The following is a 25,759-nucleotide window of genomic DNA, read 5'->3' on the forward strand; positions in this document are numbered from 1 at the left end:
GTCAGCCCGCCGCCCTGTGGATACCGCATGCCCCGGTGATACCGCACGAGCGACGAGCCGTCAGCCCATACGACTCCACGAGTTCAACCTCAGTAACCATCTTCGTCTCCGCTAGGAGTTGTCCGGGCGATCATGTTCGGAGCCAGATGGCAAGGGCAAGCGGCAGTGACGGTGCCGAGGTAGACGTAGTGGCGCTTGTCGTACCGGGTGGCCACAGCCCTGGAGTGCTTCAGCTTGTTGATGGCCCGTTCGACGGTGTTGCGCTGCTTGTACCGCTGTTCGTCGAAGCCGGGTGGACGTCCGCCGCGCGATCCTTTCCGCAGGCGGGCGGCCTGGCTGTCGGTCTTCTCCGGGATCGTGTGCCGGACGCCTCTTCGCCGCAGGTAGTCGCGGCACGGGCGAGATCGACAAGCTCAGGCGAGGCGGCGACGGCCACATCGTGGTCTGGGGCGGCGTTAGCTTCTGGCGGTCGCTCATACAACTCGACTTGATCGACGAGTTCCGCCTGGACTTGCACCCCTACGTTGCGGGCGAGGGTACCCGGCTGTTCGACGACGTCCCCAAGTCCTACCGGCTCGACCTGGTCTCCAGCACCGAGTTCAGCAACGGGACCGTCGGGCTGCACTACCGCCGGCACCACTAGACCGGCGGCCGACATGCACGACGAGTGGCAATCAGGCGAGCGCCACTACCTGTCCGAAGGATCTACGGCCCAACTCGAACCAACCTGCGATGCTGGCGGTATCGCCGCGATCGACAGCGGGCAAGTAGACATCGACGATCAACCGCAAAGCCCACCACCCCGCGAGCCACTGCCGGCGGGCTCCTCGGGCGGTGGTTGGAAGCTAGGACTCCCGGCCTTCCGAGGTGGCCCACTCTCGGAACAGACGCAGAACTTCATCGAGATTGAGCGGGCCGCAGGACGCTTGGAAGACGTCGTCCGACACCTTCGTCATCACCCAGTCGGAGTTGCTGCGTCGGAAGTCTGTCCGCGCATAGGTCCGGCCGGCCAGCGAGGTCTCTGGTTGTGTCCATGGAGGTGGTGTGCGGGTTCGACCTGATTCGGGGGTTTGCTCCGGCGTCGGGATGATGCCCGCATAGATGAACGGCCACCGGCTGATCTTCGAGATGTCGAGTCACGAAGGAGATCAGCACGATGACCGCACCAGACAGTGTGCCCCTGCACGCCCTCGCCGAGGACAACCGCGCTGCGGCGAGTCCCGATCTGCTGCGCGCGATGGTCAAGACGTTCGCCGACGCGCTCATGTCCGCGGAGGCCGACGCCCTCTGAAACGCCGAATACGGGCAGGTCAGCGACGGGCGAGTCAACCATCGCAACGGTTACCGCCCACGCGAGTGGGACACCAGGGCCGGGACCGTCGAGCTGGCCGCCGCCGGTCGGGGAGGCTCCTTCCGCACTCGCTCGGGCTTGTCAGAGCTTTCCGCCGATCTCGCACGCCTGGCACGGCGGCCGGCCGCAAGTGCACTGCATGATCGCCTCGAGGACCTCGCGGTCATGGTAGAGGCACTCGTCCTTGCAGGTGTGGCGCGGAATGAAGCCCGCCGGGATCTCACCGGGCCACGGCTCGTGACCGTCACGGCAGCGGACGAACCGTTCGGGATCGGTGGCGTGCAGGTCGTGCATGCTGGACCGCGCCTCGTCCTCCAGCTCCCGCACTCGCTCCACCAGGCTCTTGAGCTCGGCGGAGATGCTGGAGTACCGGTCCGCGCCGGTCCTTACATGTGCGGCCCGCAGTGCCATCACTGCGTTGCCCAAAAACCGGCTGGCATCCTGAAGATCGGTCACGTGATGCATCTGAATGCCGTTCACGCTCCGTACCCACACGGCGTCCATGCTGCTCACTGATCCACCTTCCCGGCGTCCACCTTGGTCTTCTTGCGAAACAGTATGCGCGGCGCCAGTGCCTTCGCATAAGGAAAAATCAATCTCTTTACGCACGCTAAGGCTCTCGGCCGCACTCCGCCAGCGGATTCGGGGTGAGTCGGATCACAGCATGCAAGGGTTCGGAGCCGGCATGACACGCCAGAATGCCCATTGCCTATTCAGTGGTGGATCTTCTGCTGATTTATTGTCCACCGGCTGTTATTCGTTATCAGGCGACCGTGTAGGAGCGCGCTCCCGTCCCGGCAAGCCCACCACCGTCGACGATCAGGTACTCCGGACGGATGGGGCGCTCGTCGAACCAGCACTCCAGGATCTCCCGGGTACCGGCCGCGTAGCGGGCCTGCGCCGCGAGGGTCGTACCGGACACGTGCGGCGTCATCGCTTCGTACGGCATGGTGCGCCAGGGGTGGTCGGGCGGCGGCGGCTGCGGATACCAGACGTCACCGGCGTAACCGGCCAGTTGGCCGCTGTTGAGGGCCCGCACCACGGCATCCCGGTTCACGATGAGTGCGCGTGCGGTGTTGACGATGTACGAACCGCGCTTCATGACCCCGATCAGTTCGTCGTCGAAGAGGTTCTGCGTCTGCGGATGCAGCGGAGTGTGGATGGACAGCACGTCGACCGAGGAGGCGAGCGAACGCGCGTCGGGGTGCCAGGTCAGCCCCAGCTCCTCCTCGACGTCCCTGGGCAGCCGGTGCACGTCGTGGTAGTGCAGCTTGACGTCGAACGGCTTGAGGCGGCGCAGTACCGCCTGGCCGATACGGCCCGACCCGAGGACGCCGACGTTCATGCCTTCGAGGTCGTAGGCGCGCGAGACGCTGTCCGCGATGTTCCAGCCCGCCTTGGCGGTCACCCACTCGTGGGCGGGCATGTAGTTGTGCACCAGTGTGAGGATCTGCATGACGGCGTGCTCGGACACGCTGATGCTGTTGCTGTAGGTCACCTCCGCCACCGTCATGCCGTGGGCGATGGCGCTCGGCAGGTCGACGTGGTCCGACCCGATCCCCGCGGTGATCGCGAGTCTGAGATGGGGAGCCGCGGCGATCCGCTCAGGGGTCAGGTAAGCGGGCCAGAAGGGCTGCGAGATCAGCACGTCGGCATCGGGCAGCTCGCGGTCCAGGGTGGAGTCCGGCCCTTCCTTGTTGCTGGTGACCACATAGGTGTGGCCTCGGTCCTCCAGGAACGGGCGCAGCCCCAGCTCGCCCGAGACACTGCCGAGGAGCTGCCCCGGGGTGAAATCTATGGCTTGCGGGGTGGGGGCGGTCTGACCGCCCGGATAGCCGGTGATGACTGGAATCTCGTCACGTGCGTAGTCGGGTGGATACCCCTCCACGGGGTCGGGATAGAGCACCGAAAGGATCTTTGCCATGGCCGTCCTCCATCGGGTCAGGCCATTGCTCCGGTAAACCGGTCAGGCGCCGATGATCTTGAATTTTAGTCGAGCATGCATCGGTGCTGCAATCCCCAGGAATAATGGGGGAGGTGGGTTATCGGATAGGGATGCGGTTATTTCGATGATCCATGCGGCAGAAGTTCAGACGATCAGTGCGTACGGAGGCTTCTGATGCGGGCCGACGAATCCGGGCCCGACAGGGAATCCCGAGAGCCCGCGTACATCTCCGGTGGCGGGCCCGAACCGTCGAGCGAGCCGTTCCACTCGCGTCTGCGCCGGGGTGCCCTGGCCGCGATCGCGGTCGGCGGTCTCCTGGGCGGATCGGCCCGCTACGCACTGGGACTGGTCTTTCCCACGTCTGACGCGACGTTTCCATGGACGACGTTCGCCGTCAACGTGTCCGGTTCGTTCCTGCTCGCGCTGCTGCTCGTGTACGTGCTCGACATCTGGCAGCCGACCCGGTACGTGCGCCCCTTCGCCGCCGTCGGGTTTCTCGGCTCCTTCACCACCTTCTCCACCTGGATGCTCGACACCGACCGCCTTCTGGGTCACGGCCACTATGCGACCGCGGCGTTCAACGTCTTCGGCAGTCTCCTGGCCGGACTGGCCGCCACCGCGCTCGGCCTGGCCGCCGGCAGGCGGGCGGCGGCGCGGCGGGCACGGCTCGCCACGCGACGCGGCCACGCCCGCCGGTACGGCTGGTGGGTCCGGTGATCACCCTGCTCGCCGTCGGTGCGGCGGCCGCGGTCGGGGCAGTTGCGCGCTACGTGCTCGACCAGTACGTGCAGTACCGAAGCCCCGGCGGCTTCCCGCGCGGCACGTGGCTGATCAACATCACCGGCTCGTTCGTGCTCGGGCTTCTCGTGGGCCTCGACGCACGGCACGGGCTGCCGGAACAGGTGGTGACCATTGCCGGCGTCGGTTTCTGCGGCGCCTACACCACGTTTTCCACGTTCAGTTACGAGCTGATTCTCCTGCGCCAGAAAGGGCAGACCGGAAGAGCCGTGCTGTACGCCGCGTCGAGCCTTGTGGTCGGTCTGGCGGCGGCAGCGGCGGGGCTCGCCGTCGGGTCGTGGGGATAAGGGCCCCCGCACGAGCATCGGCAAGGGCTCCGATAGGGGCCGGATCGGACCGTCCGGCACTTGACACGTGGATGTACGAGACGTCTCCTTGAAAGAGGAAATGCGGTGTGGCGTACGCCGATCGGGGCGCGTCGCACATTCTCGGGTTGGCCAGCGTCCACCGGCATCCGGAGGCTGCTGATGGCAACCTACGAATATCTATGCAGTCGCTGTGGACCTTTCGACGTGAAGTTGACTATCGGAACAGCGCCCACCGTTTACGGCTGCCCTGTTTGCGCAGGTACTGCGAGACGTGTGTACACCTCGCCCGGGCTCACGCTGACCTCGCATACGGTCGCTGCCCTCCATGAACAGGAGGAGCAGTCCCGTGATGCCCCGGCGGTGGTTTCCGAAGTGCCGCCACACCGGGCGGTGCCACCGCGCCCGCACCCCGCGCTCTCGCGTTTGCCACGACCCTGAGGGCGGTGGTCGACAAGGCTGAACCTCTCAGGCGGGTTACGACGATTCCGTCCCCCACGCGGGCTGAGGAGGTGCGTCCCCGTGGGCAACGTGGGACTGCTCTTTGTCGGTGCGGTGCTCTTCATCAACGGAATGCTGCTGCTCGGGAAGGTCGACGCCAAGGCGGCGGCGGTGTTCAACCTTTTCGTGGGCGCACTGCAGGTGCTGACGCCGACTTACCTCATCTTTGCCGCCGTCGGCGATCCCGCCGAGATCCTGGCGGCATCCGGCATCTATCTGTTCGGCTTCACCTACTTGTATGTAGGCGTGGGCCTACTCGCCGGTCTCGACAGCACCGGCGTCGGCTACTACTCGCTGTTCGTGGCGGTTGCGGCCCTGGGATACTCGTTCGTCAATTTCCGGCTCTTCAAGGACTACGCGTTCGGCGTCATCTGGCTCTACTGGGCATTCCTGTGGTTCCTGTTCTTCCTCCTGCTCGGTCTCAAGATGGACCGCCTCAGGATCTATACGGGATGGGTCACGGCGATCCAGGGCTGGGTCACGGGCGTGATTCCCGCGGCGCTGCTGCTCTCCGGTTACTGGGTGAACCCCAACGAAACCGCCATCGCACTGGCGGTGTTCGGCGTGGTGGCCTTCGCGGCGTTGTGGCCGCTCACCCGGAATTCGCGGCAATCAGCCCCAGCGGCCCCGTCGGCCGGAAGCGTGAGCGCACCAACGTGACCTGATCCGAAAATGAGGAGCTGTTATGCCCGAAGAAATCTTCCATGTGGACCACAGCAAGTCGATGCGTGACCAGGACGTTCCCGGACACAACAGGTGGCACCCGGACGTCCCCACCGTCGCCATGGTGAAGCCGGGAGCGGAGTTCCGTATGGAATGCCGCGACTGGACCGACTGCCAGGTCGGCAACAACGACACCGCCGACGACGTACGCGACATCGATCTGACCATCCCTCACATGCTCAGCGGTCCGATAGGCGTGGAGGGCGCCGAACCCGGCGACCTGCTCGTCGTCGACATACTCGACCTCGGCCCCGTGCCGCAGCAGACCGGCGACTTTGCGGGCCAGGGCTGGGGCTACACCGGCATCTTCGCCAAGGCCAACGGCGGCGGCTTCCTGACCGACTATTTCCCGGACGCCTACAAGGCGATATGGGACTTCCACGGACAGCAGGCGGTCTCCCGCCACCTTCCGGGGATCCGCTTCACCGGGATCACCCACCCGGGGTTGTTCGGAACGGCCCCGTCCGCCGAGATGCTCGCCCGCTGGAACACCCGCGAGCAGGCGCTGATCGACACCGACCCGAACCGGGTCCCGCCACTCGCCGTACCGCCGGACAGCACCAACGCACTCGCCGGCACGGCCACCGGAGACCTCGCCACGCGTATCGCCGCGGAAGGCGCACGCACGGTGCCGGCCCGCGAGAACGGAGGCAACCACGACATCAAGAACTTCACGCGCGGTTCGCGGGTCTTCTACCCCGTACACGTCAAGGACGCCAAGCTCTCGGGAGGCGACCTGCACTTCAGCCAGGGCGACGGAGAGATCACCTTCTGCGGCGCCATCGAGATGGGCGGCTTCATCGACTTCCACGTCGACCTGATCAAGGGCGGCATGGAGACGTACGGCATCTCCACCAACCCAGTGTTCATTCCGGGCAACGTCGAGCCGAGGTACACGGAATTCATGACCTTCATCGGGATCTCCGTCGACCACGACACGGACACGAACTACTACCTCGACGCCACGCTGGCCTACCGCCGGGCCTGCCTCAACGCCGTCGAGTACTTCAAGAAGTTCGGCTACAGCGGAGAGCAGGCCTACCTGCTGCTCGGCTCCTCGCCCATAGAGGGACGTATCAGCGGCATCGTCGACATCCCCAACGCCTGCTGCTCGCTGTACGTACCCACCGCCATGTTCGACTTCGACGTCCGGCCCTCCGCCGCCGGCCCGATGAAGGCCGACCGCGGCAAGTGCGCGATGGCCTCCGGCACCCTGGTCTGACCGGACAACGGGGGCCCCGCAGCTGGCACTCGGGGCCGATCACTCAAGGGGCAGCACAACACAAAGGCCCGGGGCAGGGGTCATGACCCTGGCCTGGGCCTTCATCTTCGGAGCGGGTGACGGGAATCGAACCCGCACTCTGAGCTTGGGAATCACTGATCGTTTGCCCACGGCTTCGTCCCTGAGCTGCGTAGACGCTCACCTCCGGCCGTCGCTGACTATCGCGCTTCGCGCCGGAATGACCGTGGTTCACCCCTGTTTCTGGTGCTCATCCGGTGCGCCTGCTGGTAGACAACCGCCATGACGTACTACGCAGACCTGACGCCGTACACGTACGACAGGGACAATTGGGATCCGACGGCATCGGGTGTCTGGCGGAGCGTCACCCTGCGCAACGTCGGCTGGCTCGACCGTGGCAAAACGTATGCGAAGGGTGCTCCACCGCCAGGTCTGGTGGAGACGCTGAAGGGTATGGCCCGCACCCACCGAGCGCAGCAGACGCGAGGCTTCCACCTCTGTCCATGGTGCACTTCGCTCTCCGCTGCAAGGCGCCGCGACGGCCCTCGAGGAAGCGCCGAGATACGAGTGATGGGCGACGGCGTCGCCTACGCCGCCCGTGAACTGATCGCCCACTACGTCGAGGCCCATGACTACCAGCCGCCGGCCGACTTCACGGAGGCGGTCCTGTCGTCGGACGCTGCCGTCTGAGTTCGGGAATCACCGCGCTTGTAGGGCCGGATCTGGCTCCTGGCCAGGCATGACGGGTGCTGGAACCACGCCGTGAAGCCTGTTCCAGCACCTGTCATTGACCGTGGTTCCCCGCCCCATCGGGCACGGGAGGGGCACGGAACATGCAGCATGCGCGTACGTGCTCTACAACTTGTCGTCCCGCTCCAGGACCAGGCTGATCGAGCCGTCTTCGAGATTGACGCCGCCGTCAAGATGCTCGTGGTACCCGTCCTGGAGTTCCGGATCGGCGAGACCAAGGAGCCGTTCGGCCAGGTCCCGCAGCCCGGTCGCGTTGGCGGCAATGGTGATCTCGGTGGCTGAGCCGTACACCTTGATCTTGGGTTCATCCATGGCGTCACGCTACATCGGAGGTCGGTGGAGTCTTAATGGCCTATACCGAGCTCGTGCATGGTTGGCGGTGGCGTGTCGACCCCGTGATCGTTAGTCAAGACCGCCGACAGTCTTGAAAAACGTGAGGACGCGAAAGCGTCCCCGTGGGCCCGGATCCCGCTTACTCCGCAGGTCATAGACATGCTGGTCAGAAGGGGTGCCTCTCGCTGAGGGGCACCCCTTCTGCGTGGGCCTGTCTCACCTTGATCTGGCTCTGTCGCGTTGTCGATCACTGCGTGTGGACCAGGCGTGGACCAAGGATCGGCTGAACAGCGCCACATACCTACTGGTCAGCGCCCTTCTGCGGTACTGAGCGTGGACCGACTCAGGACAGTGCGAAGGCGGGCTGGTGGCCAGTGAAGACGCGCCATACGCTGCCTCTTTAGAGGCTCGCTATGGTGCGACGCTGTCGGCCATGCGGTCCAGGATCGCGAGTGTCTGCCGATAGTGCTCAGCGTGCTCATCGGGGTTGTTCTGCTCGGACAGTAGCCTCTGGAGGTGCCCCTCGCAGAAGCGGTCAGGTTCCCGTGTAACCCGCCGTAGCATCAGTTCGAGGCGGGCCTGCTCGGTTTCGCCCACCCTGACATCGGCAGACACGTACATGCGGCGCTCTGCGAAGGCCAGCATGGTTGGGCCGACCAACAGCAACAAGTCCTCGCGCATCTGCCTTGCGTTGCGCTTCGCCAAGTCCAGCAAGCTGCGCAGCACAGTCTCGGTCAGTGCCTCCTGCCCGTCCAGGGCAGCGAACTCCTGGGGGTAACCGTGCTGCTCAGCAAGGCAGCGTGCCGCCGCGCGAGCAATGCGCGGTGAACGGGCTTCGGGGTCAGCTCAGGGCTTTGCCCACTTCGTAGATCGTCGGCCGGTCCTCGGGAGCGTGGCTGAGCATGGCGTCGATCAGTTCGCCCAGCTCACCAGGCGCCTTTACAGGGCGGCGCCGACCGTTCACCACGGCTTGTCTCTGCACAGCGCGAGGAGCGTCGTCCGGGTACTCGACCGCTCGCCAACCGGTGGCGGAGAGGAGCAGGGACGCGCCGAGGGCGTAGATGTCGGCTTCCGGCGAGGGCTCGGCTTCCCCGGTGGCGAGCACGCTGCGAGCGATCTCCGGTGCCTCGTAGTGGACGAGGCAACCGCGGAACGGGAAGTCGTACCCCTCGGGCACGCTTCCGCCACGGGCGAGGGCGAGGTCGATCAGGTGCGTCCGCTCGGGCCCGATGATGAAGTGGGCGGGTTGCACGTCTCCGTGCGCCCAGCCCTTCGCATGCAGTTCGGCCAGTGCTTCGACGCATCCCAGGGCAACATCGGTGTGTGGCGCGATGGGAGAGTCCGGTCCACGGCAGGGTTCCCACAGCCGGTACAGGTCCGGCCCCTCGTGCCATGTCTGGAAGTTCCAGGTACCTCGCTCCCACTCGCCGTAGGCGATCTCGTCGAGGCCCAGACGGTGCAGTACGGCGCCCTCGCGCGCCGGCGCGAGTGCGGTCCAGGGCTGGGCGGCCCAGTCGGCCGTGGCCTCGATCGGGTAGCCGAGCTTCACGGCGTAGTGGCCCCGTTGGCTCTCCACCTCCCAGACCGTGGAGCCCCGACGATTGATGACCAGGTGTTGAGCCGTGGGCATGAGCGCGTCGAGCACCACGATCGGCAGTTCAGGGGTTGGGCCGGACAACGTCTCTTCTCCTTCCGAGCGCACGCGACCGGCCACGGATCGAGGCCGGTCGCGCCGCTGTTGGGTGGGTCAGTCCTGACCGTAGGGTCGGCCGCAGTCCGAGTCGCACTGCGCGAGGTTCGTGCCGTCCACGGTCCACAGGTCGTCGAAGACCATGAATCCGGCCGCCTTCATGGCGTGAGCCGAGGCAGCGACCCTCTCAGGGTCGCGCGCTCCTCCGCCCGGCTTCGGGTTGTGGTGGAGGAAGCGCCCCGCGTACTGCTCGCAGAGCCCGGCGTACTCCTTCGTGTGCAGGATGAGCGCGTGGAGACCAAAGTCCACGTCATCCGAAGGGACCATGGGGACCGTGGCGGTTGCCGCCGTGACGACGAACGCGACCGCCTGGTCCGCGATCCGCTCGGCGCGCTCGGGCGACTGCCCGTTGTGGATGATCACGAAGTGGGCGAGGCTCTGGAACAGTTCCTCACCCGCCACCGCGCGACCGGTCTTTTGATCGTTCGCTGTTGCCGTCATGTGCAGTCTCCTGGTGTGAGGTGGTGCAGGGCGCTTACCTGCCGTCGCGATCACCGAGCGCGGCTCGAAGACGATCGTGAGCGGGCTTGGAGGCCGGCCCCGAACGGGGACGGGGGAGCCGTAACGGCACCCGTTCGGGGCGGCCGGTCTACTGGCCGGTGCCGAGGGCCACACCGATCACCAATCCGCACGAACCGCTGATGCAGATGATGCAGATGATGCAGATGATGAACAGGACCCCGGCGTAACGGCCGATGGCGCGCATCACAGCCCGACCCGACTGTTGCCGTTCCTAGCGGCCAGCCGGACGCTCAGCTCTTCCCGCGCGCTGAGCGCCTCCACGTCGTACCGCATGGCATCCCACTCCCTGCCGCCACTGACCGGCCGCATCTGCACACGGCCGCCGACCTCACCCATGACGACGCCGATACGCCCGGTGGCACCGTCCTTCGCCAGCGCACCGATGCCTGGTCTGGTCTGCTGATTGCTCGCCATGCAGAGGAGCATCGCGATCAGGGGACCCCTGCCAAAAGGCCAGGCTGATTACCCAACTTGGGTAACATCGCGGCTAGTAGAGAATCCACGACGTTGCGTAGCCCTCGCAGTGTGGGAGCAGGCCCGATGCCCGACGCCGACCGGCCACAGGAATTACCTGCCCGGCTGCTGACCGACCCCGAGATGATCCATGCGTGTCGGGTGCGGGACTTCGCCAGAGTATTCCGGCTGGTGAAGACCCGAGCGGGTATCTATCCGTCGATGATCGCGAGGCGCTGCGACCTGACTCCGAGCCGGGTCGGCGAAGTGATTGCCGGGCGACGTCAGTTGCTCCACATGGACGTGATCGAGCGCATCTCGGACGGCTTGCGCATTCCAGGGGGAATGCTCGGGCTTGCCCGCCGTTCCTGGGAGACGCCGCAGGCCCTCGCAGTCACCGAGCGCGAGGCACCGCAAGTACCGGAGCCTGAGGAGCGGTCACCGGCGTCCCTGCCGGGCCCGGACGTCGACAGCATCTTGGCTTTGGCCACGCGGACGAATCTCAGCGCGGCCACCCTCGAAGCGTTCCGCTCCTCCATCGAGGACTACTGGCGACGGGACGACCAGCACGGCGGCGAGGCGTTGCGGCCGGCCGTCGTCGGCCAGCTCCGCTACGTGGTCGGACTGCTGAAGGAGAGCCGCCCGCCGTCCATTCAGCATGGCCTGTACGGGATCGCGGCCGAACTGGCACGCCTCACCGGCTGGACCTACTTCGACGCCCGCCAGTACAACCAGGCCCGCGCCTACTTCAGCGAAGCCCTGCAACTGGCCAAGGAGATCGACGACCGCCAGTTCTTGGCCAACGTCCTTGCTTGCATGAGCTTGCAGGCGACCTACCAGGACAAGCCCGCGGATTCCCTGGCGCTCGTGACCGCCGCCCAGGACCAGGCCCGCTCGGCCTTCGGTACGACGCCGCGTGTCTTGTCGATGCTGTCCATGCGGGAGGCATTCGCCCATGCCACGCTCGGCAGCCATACGTCGACCCACCGGGCACTCGGGGAAGCGCATCGCCAGTTCGAGCAGATCCAGGCGAGCGACCCGGACCCGTCATGGGTGACCTACTTCGACGAACTGAAGCTCATAGTGGACACGGGCATTGCCCACGGCCGACTGGGCGAGGCGGCGACGGCTGAGCCTTTGATCGCGGATGCGTTGCGTCGGGAGGCCCGCACCAATCAGCGCGGACGGGCGTTTCACGCCTTCTGGCTGGCCCGTACGCAGCTGGATCAAGGGAAGGTTGACCAGGCGTGCAGCACCGCTACGCAGGCTCTGGAGTCCGCGTCGGCGGTGGCGTCCGAGCGAGTGTCGGGCCATCTCAGGGAGTTCTACGACCAGTTGGCCCCACACGGGAAGGAGCCCGTAGCCCTGGCCTTCGAGGCACGGCTACGGGCAGTCCTCCCGCCGGTCAGCGGATCGCTTCATCCATGAGCAGGTAGAGCAGACCAACAAGGGTTCCGCTACTGACGATCTCGCGACGGTCGATCATCCCGCGCACCTCGCTGAGCGGGATCCACTCGATCCGGTCTGACTCGTTCTTCTCGGTGGGCGGTCCCACGTGGGTCGCGCCATCCGCGCGAAAGACGTGGTGCTGTGAGTCGGTGATGCCGTTGGCCGGCTCGGCGTAGATCAGAGGCTTGATGGGACCAGGTCGCCAGCCCGTCTCTTCCAACACTTCGCGTGCCGCCGCTTCCTCAGGCGACTCGCCCTCTTCGACCAGGCCCATGGGCAACTCCCAGGCCCACGAGTCCGTGATGAAGCGGTGCCGCCACATCATCAGCACCTCTTGGCGATCGTTGACCACGGCGGCCACGGCCAGGTGCCGGAGACGAACGACGTGGTACTCCCACCTGCGCCCGTCAGGCTGCTGGACGTCGACCAGACACAGGTTCACCCACTTGTTCGTGTAGATCTGCCGCTCACCGTGGGTCTTCCACTCCATGCCTTCGGCCCCTCTCGATCGGTCTCCAGGATCTCAGACCGCTCCCTGAGAGGGTGCCAGTTCGACGCTTTTCGCGTCACATTGACGAGATGCCTTGGACCCGCATGCTGTTGGAGCGGCCAAAACGCTAGGAGGGGGAAGCCAGGGAGAGGCTGCAGCACAGGTTCGTCGAAGCCTGCGACGGAGAGCACCGCCGCAGCACCGTGCGGGGTGCCGGTACCACTGCCGCGCTCTCCAGACACCTGCGCTCACACCGGCTGCTTGTCCGTGGCCTCCGGTGCCGGAGCGATGCCCGTCGGGCACGAGGCTCCCCAGTTCGTCGCGAACGGGTCACCCAGCTTGACGCCCGTCCCGACCACAGCCCGACCCCCGCCGACGTTCAACTCCACTGGTTTGTCCGCCTGTTGGGACGCATACCGCCTGGTCCAAACGGGTAGCGACCACCCGACCATGGCCGCTTGCCGTCCCGGACCGGAGAAGAGGACCTGACACAGGTGACGTCGTCCCCAAGTCCGCCGGACCATTGGACTGCTGACGAAGAGCACATGTGGCGGCAGTACCGTCGCGGTGGGTGGTGCGATGCGGGCGAGGTCGGGGCCGACGCCGTGCGGTCGCTGCTGCTCAGCGCCCCCGCACCGGAGGACGGTCAGTCGGCAAGGCTGCACCTGCGGGGTGCCCGGATCACCGGGGCGCTGGATCTGGCCGATGCCACCATCGGCGTTCCTGTACGGATGCATCGGTGCAGTTTCGAGGGCCCACTGGTCCTGCGCGGTGCCCGCTTGGACGCTGTGGAATTCGTCGGCTGTGATGTGCCAGGGCTCGTGGCCACCGGCGCAGCGACCGCTCGGGAGGCGAAGATCGTCGACTGCACGGTGGCCGGCACACTCGACCTGCGCGCCTTCAGGGCAGGTGCGTGGCTGAGCCTTGACGGCTCCCGGCTCGAGGCCCTGCCTGGACGTCCGGCTATGGACGCCGAGTCCCTGAGTGTGGAGCAGGGGATGTCCGCCAACGGGCTGCGCTGCGGCGGCGCCGTCCACTTCAACAGTGCGAGCGTCCAGGAGTATCTGAGCTTCCGCGGCGCGCGGCTGCTCGGCCCGGAAGCGCGTTTGCGCGCCCCCGAACTCGTCGTCGGCGGCAGCCTCCACCTCGATCGAGGCTTCGTCAACGAGGGGCCGATCAACCTCTACCGAGCCTCCATCGGCGGCTCGCTCCATATCGAGGACGCGACACTCACCGGCCACGGCACCGGCCGCGGCCAGACCGCGCTGGGGCTGGTGTGCGCTACCGTCGACGGCAACCTCCAGGCGGGCGAAGGTGTACGCGTGAGCGGCTGCATCGACCTGCGCGACACCCAGATCCGGGGAACGGTGAACCTGGACGGCGCTCGTGCGATCAATCGCCACGGTCCGGCGGTCAAGGCGTTCCGCGTCCAGGTCGGCGGGGATCTGCATGCCCGTGACGGCTTCGTCGCGGTGGGCGCACTGGAGTTGTCCGGGGCGAGGATCGGCGGTTCTCTGCAGCTGGACGGCGCCGACCTCACCGGACACGAGGGCATAGCGATCCGGGCACGCAACCTGGTGGTCGGCGCCCGGATCGACTGCTCGGGCGGTTTCATCGCACGCGGCACTGTCTGGCTCAGCAGCGCTGCCGTAGGGAGCCGGATCTCCTTCACCGGGGCGGCGATCCTCACCTCCGAGGGTGAGGACGCCTTGATCCTTCGACGCGCCGGCGCCCCCGAACTGTCCTTACGACTGCACGAGGCACCAGTCGGCTGCGTCGACCTGAGCTTCGCCAGGTTCGGCGTCCTGCGCGACGACCCCGCCACGTGGTCGCCCGTCCTCGTACTCGACGGCCTGCAGTACGACGCACTGCCCGGCAACGCCGACATCGCCGAGCGGCTGCCCTGGCTCATGCGGGACCCTGCGGGCTTCGTCCCCCAGCCGTACGAGCAACTCGCAGCCCAGTACCACCGTATCGGTCGCGACGCAGACGCCCGGAGGGTACTGCTCACCAAGCAGCGGCGGCTACGTGCCACTCTGCCGCTGCCGCACCGGCTGTGGGGGCTGCTCCAGGACCTGGTGATCGGCTACGGATACCTGCCCCGCCGTGCCGTCTGGCTGCTCGTTCTGCTCCTGACCCTCGGTGCCGCTGTGTTCTCGGTGCACCACCCGAGCCCGGTCGGCGACGGACCGTACCCCGCGTTCAACGCGCCTCTTTACACCCTTGACCTGCTCATCCCCCTCACCGATCTCGGCCAGGACCGCTTCTACGCGGCGGACGGCCCGCTCCAGTGGCTCGCCGTCCTGCTGATCTGCGCGGGCTGGCTCCTGGCAACCGTCGCCGCGACCTCCGCCAACCGCGTGCTCCGCCGCAATTGAGATGTTCACCGGACAGGTCGATCAATGCAGGCGGAAGACAGGGCCTCGCGGGGCGAACGGCAGGCCGGCTCCCCGTGGAACGAGATAGGCATGGTCCCGGCGGACGCGCAGCGTGTCGCAGTAGCCGTCCGTGGTGATCAGGACGGGGGCGGAGCGAGGGAAGTCCTCGGCACCGTGCAACAGGTCGATGCCGGGCTGGAGTTCGGTGCCGCCCCGGCCCCGCACACGCACCCGGCCCGCGATCTCGGTGGGCGGCAGATATCCGACGTCGTACGGAGCGGCGTCGCAGAAGACGACGCGGGCGGCCGGGACGTCGCGGGCCTCTGCGTACGAGGCGATGGCGCCGAGCGCCTTGCCGAGCAGTCGCCGGTCCATCGAGCCCGAGGTGTCCAGGACGACACCGAAAGTGCACCGGGCGATCTCCTCGGGCGGGAAGTACCGTCCCGCGCGGGGAATGTCCGGGGTGGACGCCTGGCGGCGGGCGGGACGGGCGTAGCTGCGCACCGGCTCGGGCCGGGGTACGAACTCGTCGAACCAACGTGCCAGTTGAGCGTCCCACGGCACGGGTGGGTGGGCGAGGGCCGCGGATTTCCTCGACCAGGCCGGCCGGCAGCAGCCCGCGGTCGTGGTCGGTGTGCAGCTGATGGCCATTGAGCAACGCGCGGCGGTAGAACTCGTCGAGGTCGCCCGGTGCGCCGGGCGGGCGCAGCGGCTCACCGAGGATGTCCCCCACCCCCTTGCCCCGGAGGGTGGCCAGTCGGCGCTCCCGCCGCAGAGCGACGGCAATGCGGTCGTAGACCTCCTCGACGGACAGGTCCTTCAGCGCGGCGTCGTACAGCACACCTTCGGGCATGTCGCCGATGTCCATCTGCCGCAGCCAGCCGTTGACGACGTAGTCGGCGGCGATGTTGAAGAGAAGCGGGTCCCGTGCGCCGCGGCGTTCGCGCTCTGGGACCTGTCCGGGCGATCATTTGACGTGTGGCTTGGTCACTCGCTCGGATCGAGGACCGCGCCGGCGGTCAGCCGAAGATGATCAGTGGCTCCAGAACGCACCACTTCGACCTCGGTGGCGGAGTCGTCTCCGAACCGGAGGGTGAAGTACGGGCTGGCCTCGATGAGGAGTTGTACGTCCTCGCTCGCGTCGCGGTCGAGGGGCGGCGAGGCAACGGCGTCCCAGGTACCACCGACGGCCGTGGGGTTGATCCGGACAGGGATGCGCGCCAGGCAGACCGAGCGGTTGGCCCACCACTCCAGAAGGGCTGTGCCCTCATAACCGTCCATTTGACGAGGGTACGCAGCGTGGTCGTGTCTGCCCGGCGCCGGGTGCCGCGTCGGGAACGAGGACGGGCGCTGGATGGCGGTGCCTTGAGGGTTTGCCGGCGTTGGCGGTCGGTCGGCGAGCTGGTAGCGGGACCTGCCCCTCCCCCGCTGTCGCACCAGCGTCTCCGGCCCTGGCGACAGCGGACGCCGGGGCACATTGCGGTGTTGTGCCGGAAGACATTGCCTCGCCGTCAACTCACCTCAGGCCCGAACCGACGCTTGTACGCTGACGGAGTGATGCCAGTCTCGCGACGCATCAGCGCGCGCAAATTGGCAGCGGTGCCAAGCCCGCTGATCCGCGCGACCGTCTCGAAGCGGGACTCACCTCGCTCGATCAACCGGCAAGCCAGGGCAAGTCGTTCCCCCGTCAGCCATGTCAATGGCGTCGTGCCCAGTTGCGCCTGGAAGCGACGATGCAGCGTTGCCGGACTGACCGCCGCACGCGCCGCAAGGTCGGACACCGTGAGCGGTGAGTCCAGCCGTTCTTGGGCCCAGGCCAGGACCGGAGCCAGGGACTCGTCCGGCAGGTCGGGCATGGGGCGCTCCACGAACTGCCGCTGCCCACCGTCCCGGTGTGCCGCGAAGACCAGGCGCCGACTCACCGTGTTGGCGACCTCCGCACCGTGGTCGCGGCGGACCACATGCAGCCCAAGGTCGAGCGCAGCCGCGCTCCCCGCGGCGGTGAGAATGTCACCGTCATCCACGAACAGCACGTCCGATTCGAGCTGGACGGACGGGAAGCGGGCCCGGAAGGCGTCCGCCCACTGCCAGTGCGCGGTCGCCCGGCGCCCGTCGAGGACGCCGGCCTCAGCCAGTGTGAAGGCCCCGCTGCAGAAGCCGACCAGGCGCGCACCGCGCGCGTGCGCGCGTCGGATGGCATCGAGGACGGCTGGGCGGCGGGGCACCTCGACGTCGGGGCGGTTGGGGACGATCAAGGTGTCCGCCGCGTCGGCCGCTTCCAAATCGCCGATTCCCGTCAGCGTGAAGAACCCGTCCCGCATCAGGGTGTTGGGCTCGGGGGAGCAGAGCCTGAAGTCGTAGAGATCACGACCGATCTCCGGTCTGCGTAGACCGAAGACCTCGGTCGCGCAGCCGAGCTCGAAGGGGTTCGAGTTCTCGTCCACGATCACGACGACCCGGTGTACACCCGCGGCGTGAACTGCGTGCGAGGATTCTTTCGCCATGTGCAATTCCTAGCACTCACGCTGACCATGCCAAACAGCGAAGGATGAGCCCATGAGCAACGAACCAATCCCTCTCAGCAAAGCACTGGCCTCCTTCGACACCCTCTGGAGCCCCCGCATCGTCACGCGGGTCAACGACTACGACGTCCGCGTGGCCAAGGTCGAGGGCGAACACATCTGGCACGTCCACGACAACACCGACGAGTTCTTCTTCGTAATCGACGGAGAACTGCACATCTCCTTGCGCGAGACCACGGGGGAACGCACGGTCCTGCTCCCACAGGGTGCGGTCTTCACCGTCCCCCGAGGCACGGAGCACAAGCCGTACGCTCCGTCCGGCGCCGCGATCCTTATGTTCGAGCCCGCCGGGACACCGACCGTGGGCGATCGCCACGACGAGATCCCGGACCACGTGGACGCAACGACAGGTCACGCACTCAACACCTGAGCCGACAAGGCTTCGGGTGCACCATTCCAACGGCGCCGGCCCGTGACCGGGGCGGTTCGGCTCAATGGAGGACCAGACCTACGCGCCCGAGCTGGTCCTCAATGCCCTGGTCTCCTGCGCCGCCGTCACGAGCCTGCGAGCCAAAGGCAGCTGTCTGCACGCGTGCCGCCGGGTCAACAGGAGACCAAAGCCGTCAGCCGAGAACATCGAGCAACTCGCGCTCGCGCTGGGCGCTGAGGCCGGCACGTCGTGCCCGGTCCAGACCCTGCTCGCGTTCCCAGAGCAGCGTGTCGGCCAGCAGCTCCGCCCGGGGCCGATGACGGAGCCCCGCGGCGAGCGCCGCAGACCCGCTCCGGGCCGACCAACCTGTCCAGTCCGTCTCGACCAGCCACATCGGCAGCGACTCGGACCCCATGTACTCGGCGACGCCGTTCGCGAGCAGCCATGCCGAGTCGGCGGTGACCACCGGACCGGTGTGCCCGCCAATAGCGCGGGACAGCTCGATCCACTCTTTGAAGGGAACGACCGGACCGACGGCGTCGTATGTGCCGATGCTCCCCCTCTCAGCTGCGTCGAGCAGCCAGGCGGTGAGGTCCCGCACGTCGACTGCCTGTGTCGGCATGGCCGGTGCATCGGGAACCAGCATCGGCCCTTGTGGGTCGCGTGCGGCACGGGCGACCCAGTAGCCGGAACGTCCGCTGTGATCGCCCGGGCCGCCGATGAGACCCGGGCGTGCGATGAGGAGGCGGTCGCCCACGGCGGCTGTCGACGCCTGCTCGCAGGCGACCTTCGCCTCTCCGTACAACGAGCGGTCGACCTCGCTTCGGTCGGTCGGAGAATGGAGGGCCGCCGACTCGTCCGCCGCCGGCGTGGCATGGGAGGCGTAGGCGCTGACGGAGGAGACATAAGTCCAGTGCCCGACCCTGCCGCTCAGTGTGTCGAGCGCCTCACGAACGAAGCCTGGCTGCCATGACACCTCGATGACCGCATCCCATTCGCGGTCGAGCAGTGCTTCGTACGCCGAAGGATCACGCCGGTCGGCGGCCACCAGCGTCGCTCCGTCCGCGACTTCTCCGCTGTCGCCGCGAGCGAGGCACGTCACCCGATGGCCGCGCCCAATCGCCTGCCGCGAAAGCTCCCGGCCCACCCATGCTGTTCCGCCCAGAACCAAGATCTCCATCCCTACACCCAAGCACCGCGAACACCGAGCACCCAGGCGGGTTCGCTGACAGCGGACCCGATGTCGTCAATTGATCGCCGCGGCCCACGGCCCCGCTGCGCACGCGGAGGACTGCGGGACACGCCCGGCACGATCCCGATCGGAGATCTCGAGGGCCGCCGGCCAGACGCTGTGGCGGCCGCTGACCACCATCGGCCAGGTCATGCGCAACGTGGACGGCCCCACCGCCCGTCGGACCGAAAGCGGCAGCACGACCGAAGGGCCCCTGCCTGGGGAGGAGTACACGAGCGTATGCCGTCCATGGCGGTGGCGGGTCGTGCGCGGTCGATCCGGAACCGGCCGGCGGTGTCGACGGCCCCGCACACCCGTGCCTCACCGTACGCTCCCTGCATGGTGCATGTACTGGGCAGCAGGATCTTGCTGCACCCCACCGACCCTCAGCGGTCGCGCGACTTCTACGGCAGTGCCCTCGGGCTTGCTATCGCCCGCGAGTTCGGCACCGGCCCCGAGCGCGGCACGGTGTACTTCCTCGGCGGCGGCTTCCTCGAGATCTCCGGCCGCGCCGACGGCCCGCCGTCACCCACCCTGCAGATGTGGCTGCAAGTGGCTGATGCCCAGGCCGCCCATGAGGAGTTGCGCGACAGGGGAGTTGATGTGCTGCGTCCACCGCAGGAGGAACCATGGGGGCTCATCGAGATGTGGATCGCCGACCCGGACGGGGTACGGATCGCCTTGGTCGAGGTGCCGGAACACCATCCACTGCGCTACCGCCCCTGAGACCGTCACGTCCCGAAGACCTGGTGGCCAGGCCGCCGGGCCCGTACGTGCCCGGGTGAACGCAGCCGATGGGCGTTCGGCAAGTGCCTATCAGCCGGAGGAGAGGCTGTCGCAGCCGAGCGGGCTCATGGACCTCCTCCGTCCGGTCACCGGCACCCTGGACGACTACGCGATGGATGCGCGCCGCGTAGCCCGCGACCCGTACGGCTCCGCCGCCCGCCGGGATTACGGCGACTGGCGGCCCGGAGTCGCGCCGAAGGCGACGATCCATCCCGGTCGGCCATGTGGATGATGTCGTCCTCGCGCGGGTAGTGGGGGGCCAGCAGTCGGTTCCTCCATGCAGATGCGAGGCACCGACTGCTGGCTGCGACAGGGCGAAGGGTGGCCGTTGCGCCACCGTCCTGCCGTCCGCGGTTGATCCCGTCGACAAGGCCGGCCACTCAATTGCCGGAGCCCTGCTGCATGAGATGGAAGTACGCCTCCCACTCATGCCTCAGACGGCTACGCCCCTTCTTGTGCCGGGCTTCTCGAATCTCGCAGCCCGTCACATCCCCTGAACTGGGGTGCGACGATCACTGAACTCGAGACCTGTGGGGCCGGGTCGTGCCCGGTGCCCCGATCAGGCAGGGGTGATGTTCTCCGCCTGCGGGCCCTTCTGGCCCTGGGTGATGTCGAAGGTGACGGCCTGACCTTCCTGGAGCTCACGGAAGCCAGTGGAGTTGATGTTGGAGTAGTGCGCGAAGACGTCCGGGCCACCGCCGTCTTGTGCGATGAAGCCGAAGCCCTTTTCCGAGTTGAACCACTTGACGGTTCCGCTGGCCATGCCGGTGCCTCTCAGTCGATATCGGATCCGCACCGCGCGGATCCGGAGGTGATCGCCCTGGTTCTCAGGCACTGCAACGCAAAACGCCCGCGCCGGAGCGCGGGCAGGTACTGCGAACCACGACATCTGACAGAGACGCTACACGGCGAAACTGCCCGCCACCAGAGAGCAACGATCAATGAGACGTCATCAGGACACGGGGACACAGACGGCCGGACGCCGCCCCGGGAGCCGCGGCACAGCGTCAGGACGCGCAACGGACGGCCCGCAGTCCAGAACGGGTGATCCGCAGGCGCCACGAACTTGCCTCAGGTCGGCCGCCTCCGCGCTGCCCTGCACGACGTCCAGCGCAACCACCGTCGCGCCGAGCTGCAGCCAGCCCCGCAGGCCGCCATGAGCCGGACGCTCACGCACGCCGTGGCCGCAGCGCTGCCACCCTCGGCGCCCCTCACACCCACAAGCGCGCCCGGGCGGCGGCGCCTGGGCGCGTCCGAGTGGGTGCTCGACCGGGTGGTGCCCGGCGGGTTTGGCGTGCGATGGCATCGGTTCCCGCGATCATGTCGCGTGCGTATGACCACGTGTGCTCAGCGTTTTGGAGGGATGGATCCGTGTCTTCTATCAAGGTCGGTATCAACAGCGACGCCTGCATCGGAAGCGGGCAGTGCGTCTTGACGGTCCCTTCCGTGTTCACGCAGGACGACGACGGGTTCGGGATGGTACTGCCTGGGCGGGAAGACGGAGCAGGAGATCCGCTGGTGAAGGAGGCGGCCAGGGCTTGCCCGGTGCAGGCCATCGAAGTCTCCGAGGCCTGACCGTCGAGCTGTCCCCTGTCCTCGCGATGGTTTGTGGCCGGTCAACGGCCTGTGGGAAGCGGGCCGGAACCGCAGGCCCGTTGGGGAGGGGCCATTGCATCGCACCATGCCGGGCCCGGCGGCTCCAGGGAATTGCATCGTGTGTGCCTGTCCGGCTCCTTTCCGGGCAGGCGCACCCATGAGGGTGCTGCTGTCCAGGTCGCTGGTCTCCCGGTGAGCTGTGACGAGCCGGAGCAGATCAAGCTTCCACTTCCGGGCTCTGGCATCGGTGCGCCGCTGATGTCCGATCGAGAAAGCGATTCCGCACGATGGCCGATGACGCTTACCTGTTCCTCCTTCCCGACCGGCATCCTCGGCTGGGGGCGGCCCTGGCTGCCGTCGGCGCTCTGGAGTGCTCGGAAGCACCTGCCGTGCACGGTTGGCTGCAGGCCCACGACGTCTCCGCCTCCTCGGAACATGTCAGGATCCTCCCCGCCGAAGCAGAGGCGTTCATCCCCGAGGGCGCCGAGCGCCTGCCTGTTCCGTTGAGCGAGGAGGAAGCGCTACGGGTACAGCAGGAGTGCGCGCCCCAGTCCATCACGGACATGGAGACGGAACTTCTGGAATTCCGGGACACGACCCAGGATTGGGAGGCTCTCGTGCACCGGGCCCTGACCGCGGGCATTCCCGCGCCGCGCATCGCCCAGCTGACCGGCCTCGCCCCACAGGACATCGGCCACCTGACGGTGTGACCGCTGCGGCGTCACCCGAACATCGCGAACGTGATGGGCTCTTCGCCGCCGCGCAGAAGTTCGGTGGCTTGGTGCACAACCGATGCCAGCGATTGTTCTCCGCCGTCCACCTCGCCGCGGCATCTGCCGGCCGGCCCGAACGGCGACGTGACGAGGGAGGGCGACGTCAGGGCCGGTCATCAGCGTTGCCCGTGCGGCGGACATCGGCAGACCGCACGGTGGTCGCGCCGGACCGTCGGCGCCGTCGGGCCGAATGACGCGGGACCCGCGTACCCGTCCGGCCAGGTAGAGGCGGCCTGCCGGCCACGCGTCCTACCGCCGGCGGAAGAACGGCACGCACCCGTCGGCATTCACGCCGGATCCAAACGGCCGAACAAGCCGGCGTGCCCCGGCGGCAGCTGCGTGAGGATGCGGCGCAGCAGCGCGTCGTCGGCCACCTCCCCGACCGTGGCAAGTACCGCGGTGACGGCACGGCGGGCTTCCACCACACCGACGTCGTCGCGTGCGGCCACCGCTTCGACGAATCCCGAAGGCGTCAGGGGTTCACTGGCCGGCACGGCGTCGATGAGCAGTGGACCGCATTGCCGGGGCAGCAGTGCGGCGAGATCCGTGCGGTCATCACCCACCAGATGTGCGCCCAACACCTCCAGCACACTCTGCACCGCTCCTGCCGCCTCCTTCCGCGCGGCGTAGCCTCCGCGCTCCTGGACCCGGTCAAGCAGCACTTCCACAGACGCGTTCATAGCCGTTCCTTCCCTCAGCCGCCACCACCGCGATCACACCAGATCATCCGAACGCTACGCAGTGTGACCCTCCTGTTACCCGGCAGTCGAGGTGACAATCCTGCGATTGTCTGCGACCCGCCGAATGGCGCACTGGCCGCGAGGAGAACGCTGCCTGTCCGGCCCAGGCGCCCTCACCGCCGAGGGTGGGCAGGCCGGAGCCAGCCGCTGCAGCCGAAGATCACGACACCTGGACACCGATGAGGCAGGTGTCGTCGTCGGTGTCCGACTTGCTGTGCGTGAGCAAGCGGTCGAGGCGGCGCTCGAGCGAGGCGGCAGGGGCCTGCGCTGTGGCGAGCAGTTGGGTGAGGGAGTCGTGTACGGCGGTGTCTCGGCGTTCGACGAGGCCGTCGGTGTACATCAGCAGCGTGTCGTCCGGCTCGAGTTGGACCTCGTCTTCCTGGTACTGGGCCTCCGCGAGGGCGCCGAGCAGCATCCCGCCGAGCAGCGGCAGTGTGTCGGCCTTCCGTCCGCGAACCAGGACCGGCGGCAGATGGCCGGCCCGTGCCCAGCGCAGAATGCGGGTCTGGGGGTCGTAGAGTCCGCACACGGCGGTGGCGGTGACCTGTTCGGTGAGGTGGTGGGCCACGATGTTCAGCCAGGACAGCAGCTGGCCGGGGCCTGCGCCGGTGACGGCAAGACCGCGCATGGCGTTGCGCAGGACCACCATGCCTGTCGCCGCTTCGATGCCGTGGCCGGCGACGTCCCCGACGCAGAGCAGTATGCGCTTGGACGGCAGGACGACGGCGTCGTACCAGTCTCCGCCCACCAGTGACTCCGTCTCCGCGGGCCGGTAGTGCACGGCGACCTGCAGGCCGGGCGCGTCCAGAGGGTCTCGGGTCGGCGGCATGATGGCGTGCTGGAGCTGCAGGGCCAGGCGGTTGCGTTCGGCCGACTCCTGTTCCGTGTGCGCGAGTTGGTCGCGGGTGGCAGCAAGGGCCACCTCGGTCCAGTGCTGGGACGAGATGTCCTGGTAGGCCCCGCGTACGGCAAGGAGCCGGTCGTCGGCGTCGAGGACGGGTTCGGCGATGACCCGGATGTGGCGGGTCACGCCGTCGGGACGCTGGAGGCGGAAGGCCGTCGACGTCGGCCGCCGGTGGTGGAGCACCGCCTGGAGGAAACGGCTGATGGCGACACCGTCGTCCGGATGTGCGTGATCGGCGAGATCCTGCAGCGACACCGGGTTGTCGGTCACCGCACGCCCGTAGAGGCCGAAGAGCTGCCCGTTCCAGGTGATCTCGCCGGTGACGAGGTTCTCCTCGAAGCCTCCGATACGGCCGAGGCGCTGCGCGTGCTGGAGCAGGCTTGCCAGCCGGGCCGTCTCGTCCTCTATACGCCAGATGAGCAGCAGGCTGCCGCCATGCCGGCTGATGCTGAGGTCGGCGACGGACGCGAGCGGCACCTGGTCGACGAGGGCGGTCAACGTCATCCGTTCGGCGCGGAAGGGCTCGCCGGTGGCGTAGACACGTTCGATCTTCTCGAAGAGCTCACTGTCGCCGGCGGCCATGGGGTAGGCCTCCAGCAGCAGGGCCCCGCTCACCGCGTTGCGGGGGCGCCCCGCCGGGTCCAGGAAGCGTCTGTTGACGTGCCGGACACGGAAGTCGGCGAGATGGCCTTCCGGGTCCAGGTGCGGGGTGAGCACCAGCGCGGGGTCGTACAGCCCGTCCGCCAGGTCCACCAGTTCGGACACGTCGGCCGGCTCCCGCCCGGCCGGGAGCTCCGTGCCGGCGGCGGGGAGGCTTTCGAGGGTGTGCGCGCACAGCTCGGCCAGGGCATCGATCTGGCGGGCGATCGCCGGTGCCTGCGGCTTGAGCGGCTCAGGCCAGCAGATCTCCAGCACGCCGTGGATACGGCCGCCGGTCCCGGCGGGCAGGGCGACCCGGCCACCGTCGGGGGACTGCTTCTGCCCGATGGAGGGGACGCGCGCCTCGGCCAGGGACGGGATCCGGATGGTGCGGCGCTCGCTGAGCGCCTGCCGGGCAACGGTCGCCACACCGGGCGGCACGTACCGCCAGCGTCCTGCCTCGTCGGTGCTGAACCCGGCGTGGCCGCGCAGGGTGAGAGAGGCGTCGGAGCCGGCCGTCCAGACGGCTACGGCCGTCGCCCCGAGCGGAGCAAGCGCGTGTTCGAGGAGAGATTCGGCGACGGCCTGGGTGTCGTCGGCAGCCAGCGCGGCGCTTTCCGCAGTGCGCAGACGGACGGAGACGGATACTCCCTCGTCCTCCCCCGCCTGCGGGTCGCCGTTGGCCTGCCGGACGAACTCGCCTGCTGCCTCGGCGACCTGGTCGTGCGCGGCCTGGTTGATGATGTCCGCCGCGAACTCCATAGGTGACAGGCCGGCCTGATCGGCGAGTTCGGCAAGCTGCCGCGCCGCCTGAGCCGGACCGCACCCGAGCCGCTCGATCATGATGCCCTTGGCGACTTCCACCAGTGCCCGGCCGTCGGCGGCGGCGTGTGCCGCCCGTACTTCTGCGCGGAGCCTTTCGACCGTGGCCGCCAGGCGGCCCACGCTGGACGTCTGCTGCGAACCCTGGGCAGGTGCCTGCATGGCGAGTGCAGCGTGGGGCAACTCAGGGCTCGGGCGCTGCCTCGGGCTGTCCACCGCTCGGCTGTTGTCGGCCTCTGAGGGCGTGACCGCCTTCTGGGGGTCCATGTCCAAGGCCGGGGGGATCGCCTCGGTGGACCGGTGGTACTGGTGCTGGTCGGACCTGGGC

30 protein-coding genes and 2 pseudogenes are annotated in these 25,759 nt (G+C 67.8%); 15 read left to right on the forward strand and 17 right to left on the reverse strand.

All coding sequences use genetic code 11. The features are described from left to right. Positions 1 to 130 precede the first annotated feature (130 nt). A pseudogene (locus ACFYWI_RS08695) lies at positions 131 to 413 on the reverse strand (IS5/IS1182 family transposase); the annotation flags it as partial. A 26-nt stretch (positions 414 to 439) separates the two neighbouring features. Between ACFYWI_RS08695 and ACFYWI_RS08700 the strand changes: the two are divergent. Then, positions 440 to 643 carry a dihydrofolate reductase family protein gene (locus ACFYWI_RS08700; RefSeq protein WP_389227366.1) on the forward strand — a complete coding sequence of 68 codons (204 nt, stop codon included), beginning with the start codon at positions 440 to 442 and terminating at the stop codon, positions 641 to 643. A gap of 202 nt (positions 644 to 845) precedes the next feature. On the opposite strand, the gene ACFYWI_RS08705 is transcribed toward ACFYWI_RS08700, so the two are convergent. Further along, entirely contained in the window at positions 846 to 1,130 is a 285-nt protein-coding gene (locus ACFYWI_RS08705; protein ID WP_389228289.1) for an Imm53 family immunity protein, read from the reverse strand. A gap of 26 nt (positions 1,131 to 1,156) precedes the next feature. Here ACFYWI_RS08705 and ACFYWI_RS08710 point away from each other — a divergent pair, with 26 nt between their 5' ends. Then, the gene (locus tag ACFYWI_RS08710; protein WP_389227369.1) at positions 1,157 to 1,291 is read left to right on the forward strand and encodes a hypothetical protein; all 135 of its coding nucleotides are present in this window, start codon (positions 1,157 to 1,159) and stop codon (positions 1,289 to 1,291) included. Positions 1,292 to 1,432: 141 nt separating this feature from the next. Here the strand turns inward: ACFYWI_RS08710 and ACFYWI_RS08715 are convergent, their stop codons facing one another. Then, a complete protein-coding gene (locus ACFYWI_RS08715; protein WP_389228292.1) occupies positions 1,433 to 1,855 on the reverse strand; it encodes a hypothetical protein in 423 nt (140 codons plus the stop codon). Positions 1,856 to 2,114: 259 nt separating this feature from the next. Further along, on the reverse strand, positions 2,115 to 3,275 hold the full coding sequence (locus ACFYWI_RS08720) for an NAD-dependent formate dehydrogenase (RefSeq protein WP_389227372.1): 1,161 nt from the start codon (positions 3,273 to 3,275) through the stop codon (positions 2,115 to 2,117). Between the two features lie 195 nt (positions 3,276 to 3,470). Between ACFYWI_RS08720 and ACFYWI_RS08725 the strand changes: the two genes are divergently transcribed. The 6 genes from ACFYWI_RS08725 to ACFYWI_RS08750 all read left to right on the forward strand — a co-directional run bounded on the left by ACFYWI_RS08725 (position 3,471) and on the right by ACFYWI_RS08750 (position 7,553). Then, complete coding sequence (locus ACFYWI_RS08725; RefSeq protein ID WP_389227375.1) at positions 3,471 to 4,013, forward strand: fluoride efflux transporter FluC; 543 nt, start codon at positions 3,471 to 3,473, stop codon at positions 4,011 to 4,013. Beyond that, the gene (gene crcB / locus ACFYWI_RS08730; protein WP_389227378.1) at positions 4,010 to 4,381 is read left to right on the forward strand and encodes a fluoride efflux transporter CrcB; all 372 of its coding nucleotides are present in this window, start codon (positions 4,010 to 4,012) and stop codon (positions 4,379 to 4,381) included. The genes ACFYWI_RS08725 and crcB overlap by 4 nt, the downstream gene beginning before the upstream one ends. A 180-nt stretch (positions 4,382 to 4,561) precedes the next feature. Next, positions 4,562 to 4,840: an FmdB family zinc ribbon protein gene (locus ACFYWI_RS08735; protein WP_389227381.1), complete on the forward strand. Its 279-nt coding sequence runs from the start codon at positions 4,562 to 4,564 to the stop codon at positions 4,838 to 4,840. 81 nt (positions 4,841 to 4,921) lie between these two features. Then, a complete protein-coding gene (locus ACFYWI_RS08740) occupies positions 4,922 to 5,560 on the forward strand; it encodes an AmiS/UreI family transporter (protein ID WP_389227384.1) in 639 nt (212 codons plus the stop codon). A gap of 25 nt (positions 5,561 to 5,585) precedes the next feature. Continuing rightward, entirely contained in the window at positions 5,586 to 6,845 is a 1,260-nt protein-coding gene (gene fmdA / locus ACFYWI_RS08745; RefSeq protein WP_389227387.1) for a formamidase, read from the forward strand. A gap of 300 nt (positions 6,846 to 7,145) precedes the next feature. Continuing rightward, positions 7,146 to 7,553 (forward strand): hypothetical protein, encoded by a 408-nt coding sequence (locus ACFYWI_RS08750; protein ID WP_389227390.1) that lies wholly within the window; start codon positions 7,146 to 7,148, stop codon positions 7,551 to 7,553. A gap of 165 nt (positions 7,554 to 7,718) precedes the next feature. Here ACFYWI_RS08750 and ACFYWI_RS08755 read toward each other — a convergent pair whose 3' ends face one another. The 5 genes from ACFYWI_RS08755 to ACFYWI_RS08775 all read right to left on the reverse strand — a co-directional run bounded on the left by ACFYWI_RS08755 (position 7,719) and on the right by ACFYWI_RS08775 (position 10,632). Further along, on the reverse strand, positions 7,719 to 7,925 hold the full coding sequence (locus ACFYWI_RS08755; RefSeq protein WP_389227393.1) for a hypothetical protein: 207 nt from the start codon (positions 7,923 to 7,925) through the stop codon (positions 7,719 to 7,721). A gap of 432 nt (positions 7,926 to 8,357) precedes the next feature. Next, positions 8,358 to 8,651: a hypothetical protein gene (locus tag ACFYWI_RS08760; protein WP_389227396.1), complete on the reverse strand. Its 294-nt coding sequence runs from the start codon at positions 8,649 to 8,651 to the stop codon at positions 8,358 to 8,360. A gap of 136 nt (positions 8,652 to 8,787) precedes the next feature. Then, positions 8,788 to 9,624, reverse strand: coding sequence for a protein kinase (locus tag ACFYWI_RS08765; RefSeq protein ID WP_389227399.1), 837 nt, complete (start codon positions 9,622 to 9,624; stop codon positions 8,788 to 8,790). A gap of 69 nt (positions 9,625 to 9,693) precedes the next feature. Next, a complete protein-coding gene (locus ACFYWI_RS08770; RefSeq protein WP_389227402.1) occupies positions 9,694 to 10,137 on the reverse strand; it encodes a hypothetical protein in 444 nt (147 codons plus the stop codon). Between the two features lie 264 nt (positions 10,138 to 10,401). Continuing rightward, the gene (locus tag ACFYWI_RS08775) at positions 10,402 to 10,632 is read right to left on the reverse strand and encodes a hypothetical protein (RefSeq protein ID WP_389227405.1); all 231 of its coding nucleotides are present in this window, start codon (positions 10,630 to 10,632) and stop codon (positions 10,402 to 10,404) included. A gap of 126 nt (positions 10,633 to 10,758) precedes the next feature. Here ACFYWI_RS08775 and ACFYWI_RS08780 point away from each other — a divergent pair, with 126 nt between their 5' ends. Further along, positions 10,759 to 12,099 carry a hypothetical protein gene (locus ACFYWI_RS08780; protein WP_389228295.1) on the forward strand — a complete coding sequence of 447 codons (1,341 nt, stop codon included), beginning with the start codon at positions 10,759 to 10,761 and terminating at the stop codon, positions 12,097 to 12,099. Here the strand turns inward: ACFYWI_RS08780 and ACFYWI_RS08785 are convergent. Beyond that, positions 12,077 to 12,610: an NUDIX hydrolase gene (locus ACFYWI_RS08785; RefSeq protein WP_059083836.1), complete on the reverse strand. Its 534-nt coding sequence runs from the start codon at positions 12,608 to 12,610 to the stop codon at positions 12,077 to 12,079. The genes ACFYWI_RS08780 and ACFYWI_RS08785 overlap by 23 nt on opposite strands. 545 nt (positions 12,611 to 13,155) lie before the next feature. On the opposite strand from ACFYWI_RS08785, the gene ACFYWI_RS08790 reads away from it, so the two are divergent. Continuing rightward, positions 13,156 to 14,988 carry a hypothetical protein gene (locus ACFYWI_RS08790; RefSeq protein ID WP_389227409.1) on the forward strand — a complete coding sequence of 611 codons (1,833 nt, stop codon included), beginning with the start codon at positions 13,156 to 13,158 and terminating at the stop codon, positions 14,986 to 14,988. A 21-nt stretch (positions 14,989 to 15,009) separates the two neighbouring features. On the opposite strand, the pseudogene ACFYWI_RS08795 reads toward ACFYWI_RS08790, so the two are convergent. The 3 genes and pseudogenes from ACFYWI_RS08795 to ACFYWI_RS08805 form a co-directional block, all read right to left on the reverse strand. After that, positions 15,010 to 15,931: pseudogene (locus tag ACFYWI_RS08795) on the reverse strand (hypothetical protein); the annotation flags it as partial. Positions 15,932 to 15,975: 44 nt separating this feature from the next. Beyond that, positions 15,976 to 16,269, reverse strand: a complete 294-nt coding sequence (locus ACFYWI_RS08800) for a hypothetical protein (protein WP_389227412.1) — start codon at positions 16,267 to 16,269, stop codon at positions 15,976 to 15,978. 230 nt (positions 16,270 to 16,499) lie between these two features. Beyond that, entirely contained in the window at positions 16,500 to 17,492 is a 993-nt protein-coding gene (locus ACFYWI_RS08805; RefSeq protein ID WP_389227415.1) for a GlxA family transcriptional regulator, read from the reverse strand. 52 nt (positions 17,493 to 17,544) lie between these two features. Between ACFYWI_RS08805 and ACFYWI_RS08810 the strand changes: the two genes are divergently transcribed. Further along, complete coding sequence (locus ACFYWI_RS08810; protein WP_389227418.1) at positions 17,545 to 17,940, forward strand: cupin domain-containing protein; 396 nt, start codon at positions 17,545 to 17,547, stop codon at positions 17,938 to 17,940. A 193-nt stretch (positions 17,941 to 18,133) separates the two neighbouring features. On the opposite strand, the gene ACFYWI_RS08815 is transcribed toward ACFYWI_RS08810, so the two are convergent. Next, positions 18,134 to 19,120, reverse strand: a complete 987-nt coding sequence (locus ACFYWI_RS08815) for an NAD-dependent epimerase/dehydratase family protein (RefSeq protein ID WP_389227421.1) — start codon at positions 19,118 to 19,120, stop codon at positions 18,134 to 18,136. A gap of 390 nt (positions 19,121 to 19,510) precedes the next feature. Between ACFYWI_RS08815 and ACFYWI_RS08820 the strand changes: the two genes are divergently transcribed. Together ACFYWI_RS08820 and ACFYWI_RS08825 are read left to right on the forward strand one after the other, a co-directional pair. Continuing rightward, positions 19,511 to 19,897, forward strand: a complete 387-nt coding sequence (locus ACFYWI_RS08820; RefSeq protein ID WP_389227424.1) for a VOC family protein — start codon at positions 19,511 to 19,513, stop codon at positions 19,895 to 19,897. A gap of 127 nt (positions 19,898 to 20,024) precedes the next feature. Beyond that, positions 20,025 to 20,189 (forward strand): hypothetical protein, encoded by a 165-nt coding sequence (locus tag ACFYWI_RS08825; protein ID WP_389227427.1) that lies wholly within the window; start codon positions 20,025 to 20,027, stop codon positions 20,187 to 20,189. 327 nt (positions 20,190 to 20,516) lie between these two features. Here ACFYWI_RS08825 and ACFYWI_RS08830 read toward each other — a convergent pair whose 3' ends face one another. After that, complete coding sequence (locus ACFYWI_RS08830) at positions 20,517 to 20,720, reverse strand: cold-shock protein (RefSeq protein WP_385427059.1); 204 nt, start codon at positions 20,718 to 20,720, stop codon at positions 20,517 to 20,519. A gap of 617 nt (positions 20,721 to 21,337) precedes the next feature. On the opposite strand from ACFYWI_RS08830, the gene ACFYWI_RS08835 reads away from it, so the two are divergent. Together ACFYWI_RS08835 and ACFYWI_RS08840 are read left to right on the forward strand one after the other, a co-directional pair. Next, on the forward strand, positions 21,338 to 21,532 hold the full coding sequence (locus tag ACFYWI_RS08835; RefSeq protein WP_389228298.1) for a ferredoxin: 195 nt from the start codon (positions 21,338 to 21,340) through the stop codon (positions 21,530 to 21,532). A 308-nt stretch (positions 21,533 to 21,840) separates the two neighbouring features. Then, positions 21,841 to 22,263, forward strand: coding sequence for a DUF6003 family protein (locus tag ACFYWI_RS08840; protein WP_389227431.1), 423 nt, complete (start codon positions 21,841 to 21,843; stop codon positions 22,261 to 22,263). A 350-nt stretch (positions 22,264 to 22,613) separates the two neighbouring features. Here the strand turns inward: ACFYWI_RS08840 and ACFYWI_RS08845 are convergent, their stop codons facing one another. Both ACFYWI_RS08845 and ACFYWI_RS08850 read right to left on the reverse strand, forming a co-directional pair. After that, positions 22,614 to 23,006: a DUF2267 domain-containing protein gene (locus ACFYWI_RS08845; protein ID WP_389227434.1), complete on the reverse strand. Its 393-nt coding sequence runs from the start codon at positions 23,004 to 23,006 to the stop codon at positions 22,614 to 22,616. 220 nt (positions 23,007 to 23,226) lie between these two features. After that, positions 23,227 to 25,593, reverse strand: coding sequence for a SpoIIE family protein phosphatase (locus ACFYWI_RS08850; protein ID WP_389228301.1), 2,367 nt, complete (start codon positions 25,591 to 25,593; stop codon positions 23,227 to 23,229). Positions 25,594 to 25,759: the final 166 nt, after the last annotated feature.

This window comes from Streptomyces sp. NPDC002889 (genome assembly GCF_042888425.1).
GTDB lineage: Bacteria > Actinomycetota > Actinomycetes > Streptomycetales > Streptomycetaceae > Streptomyces.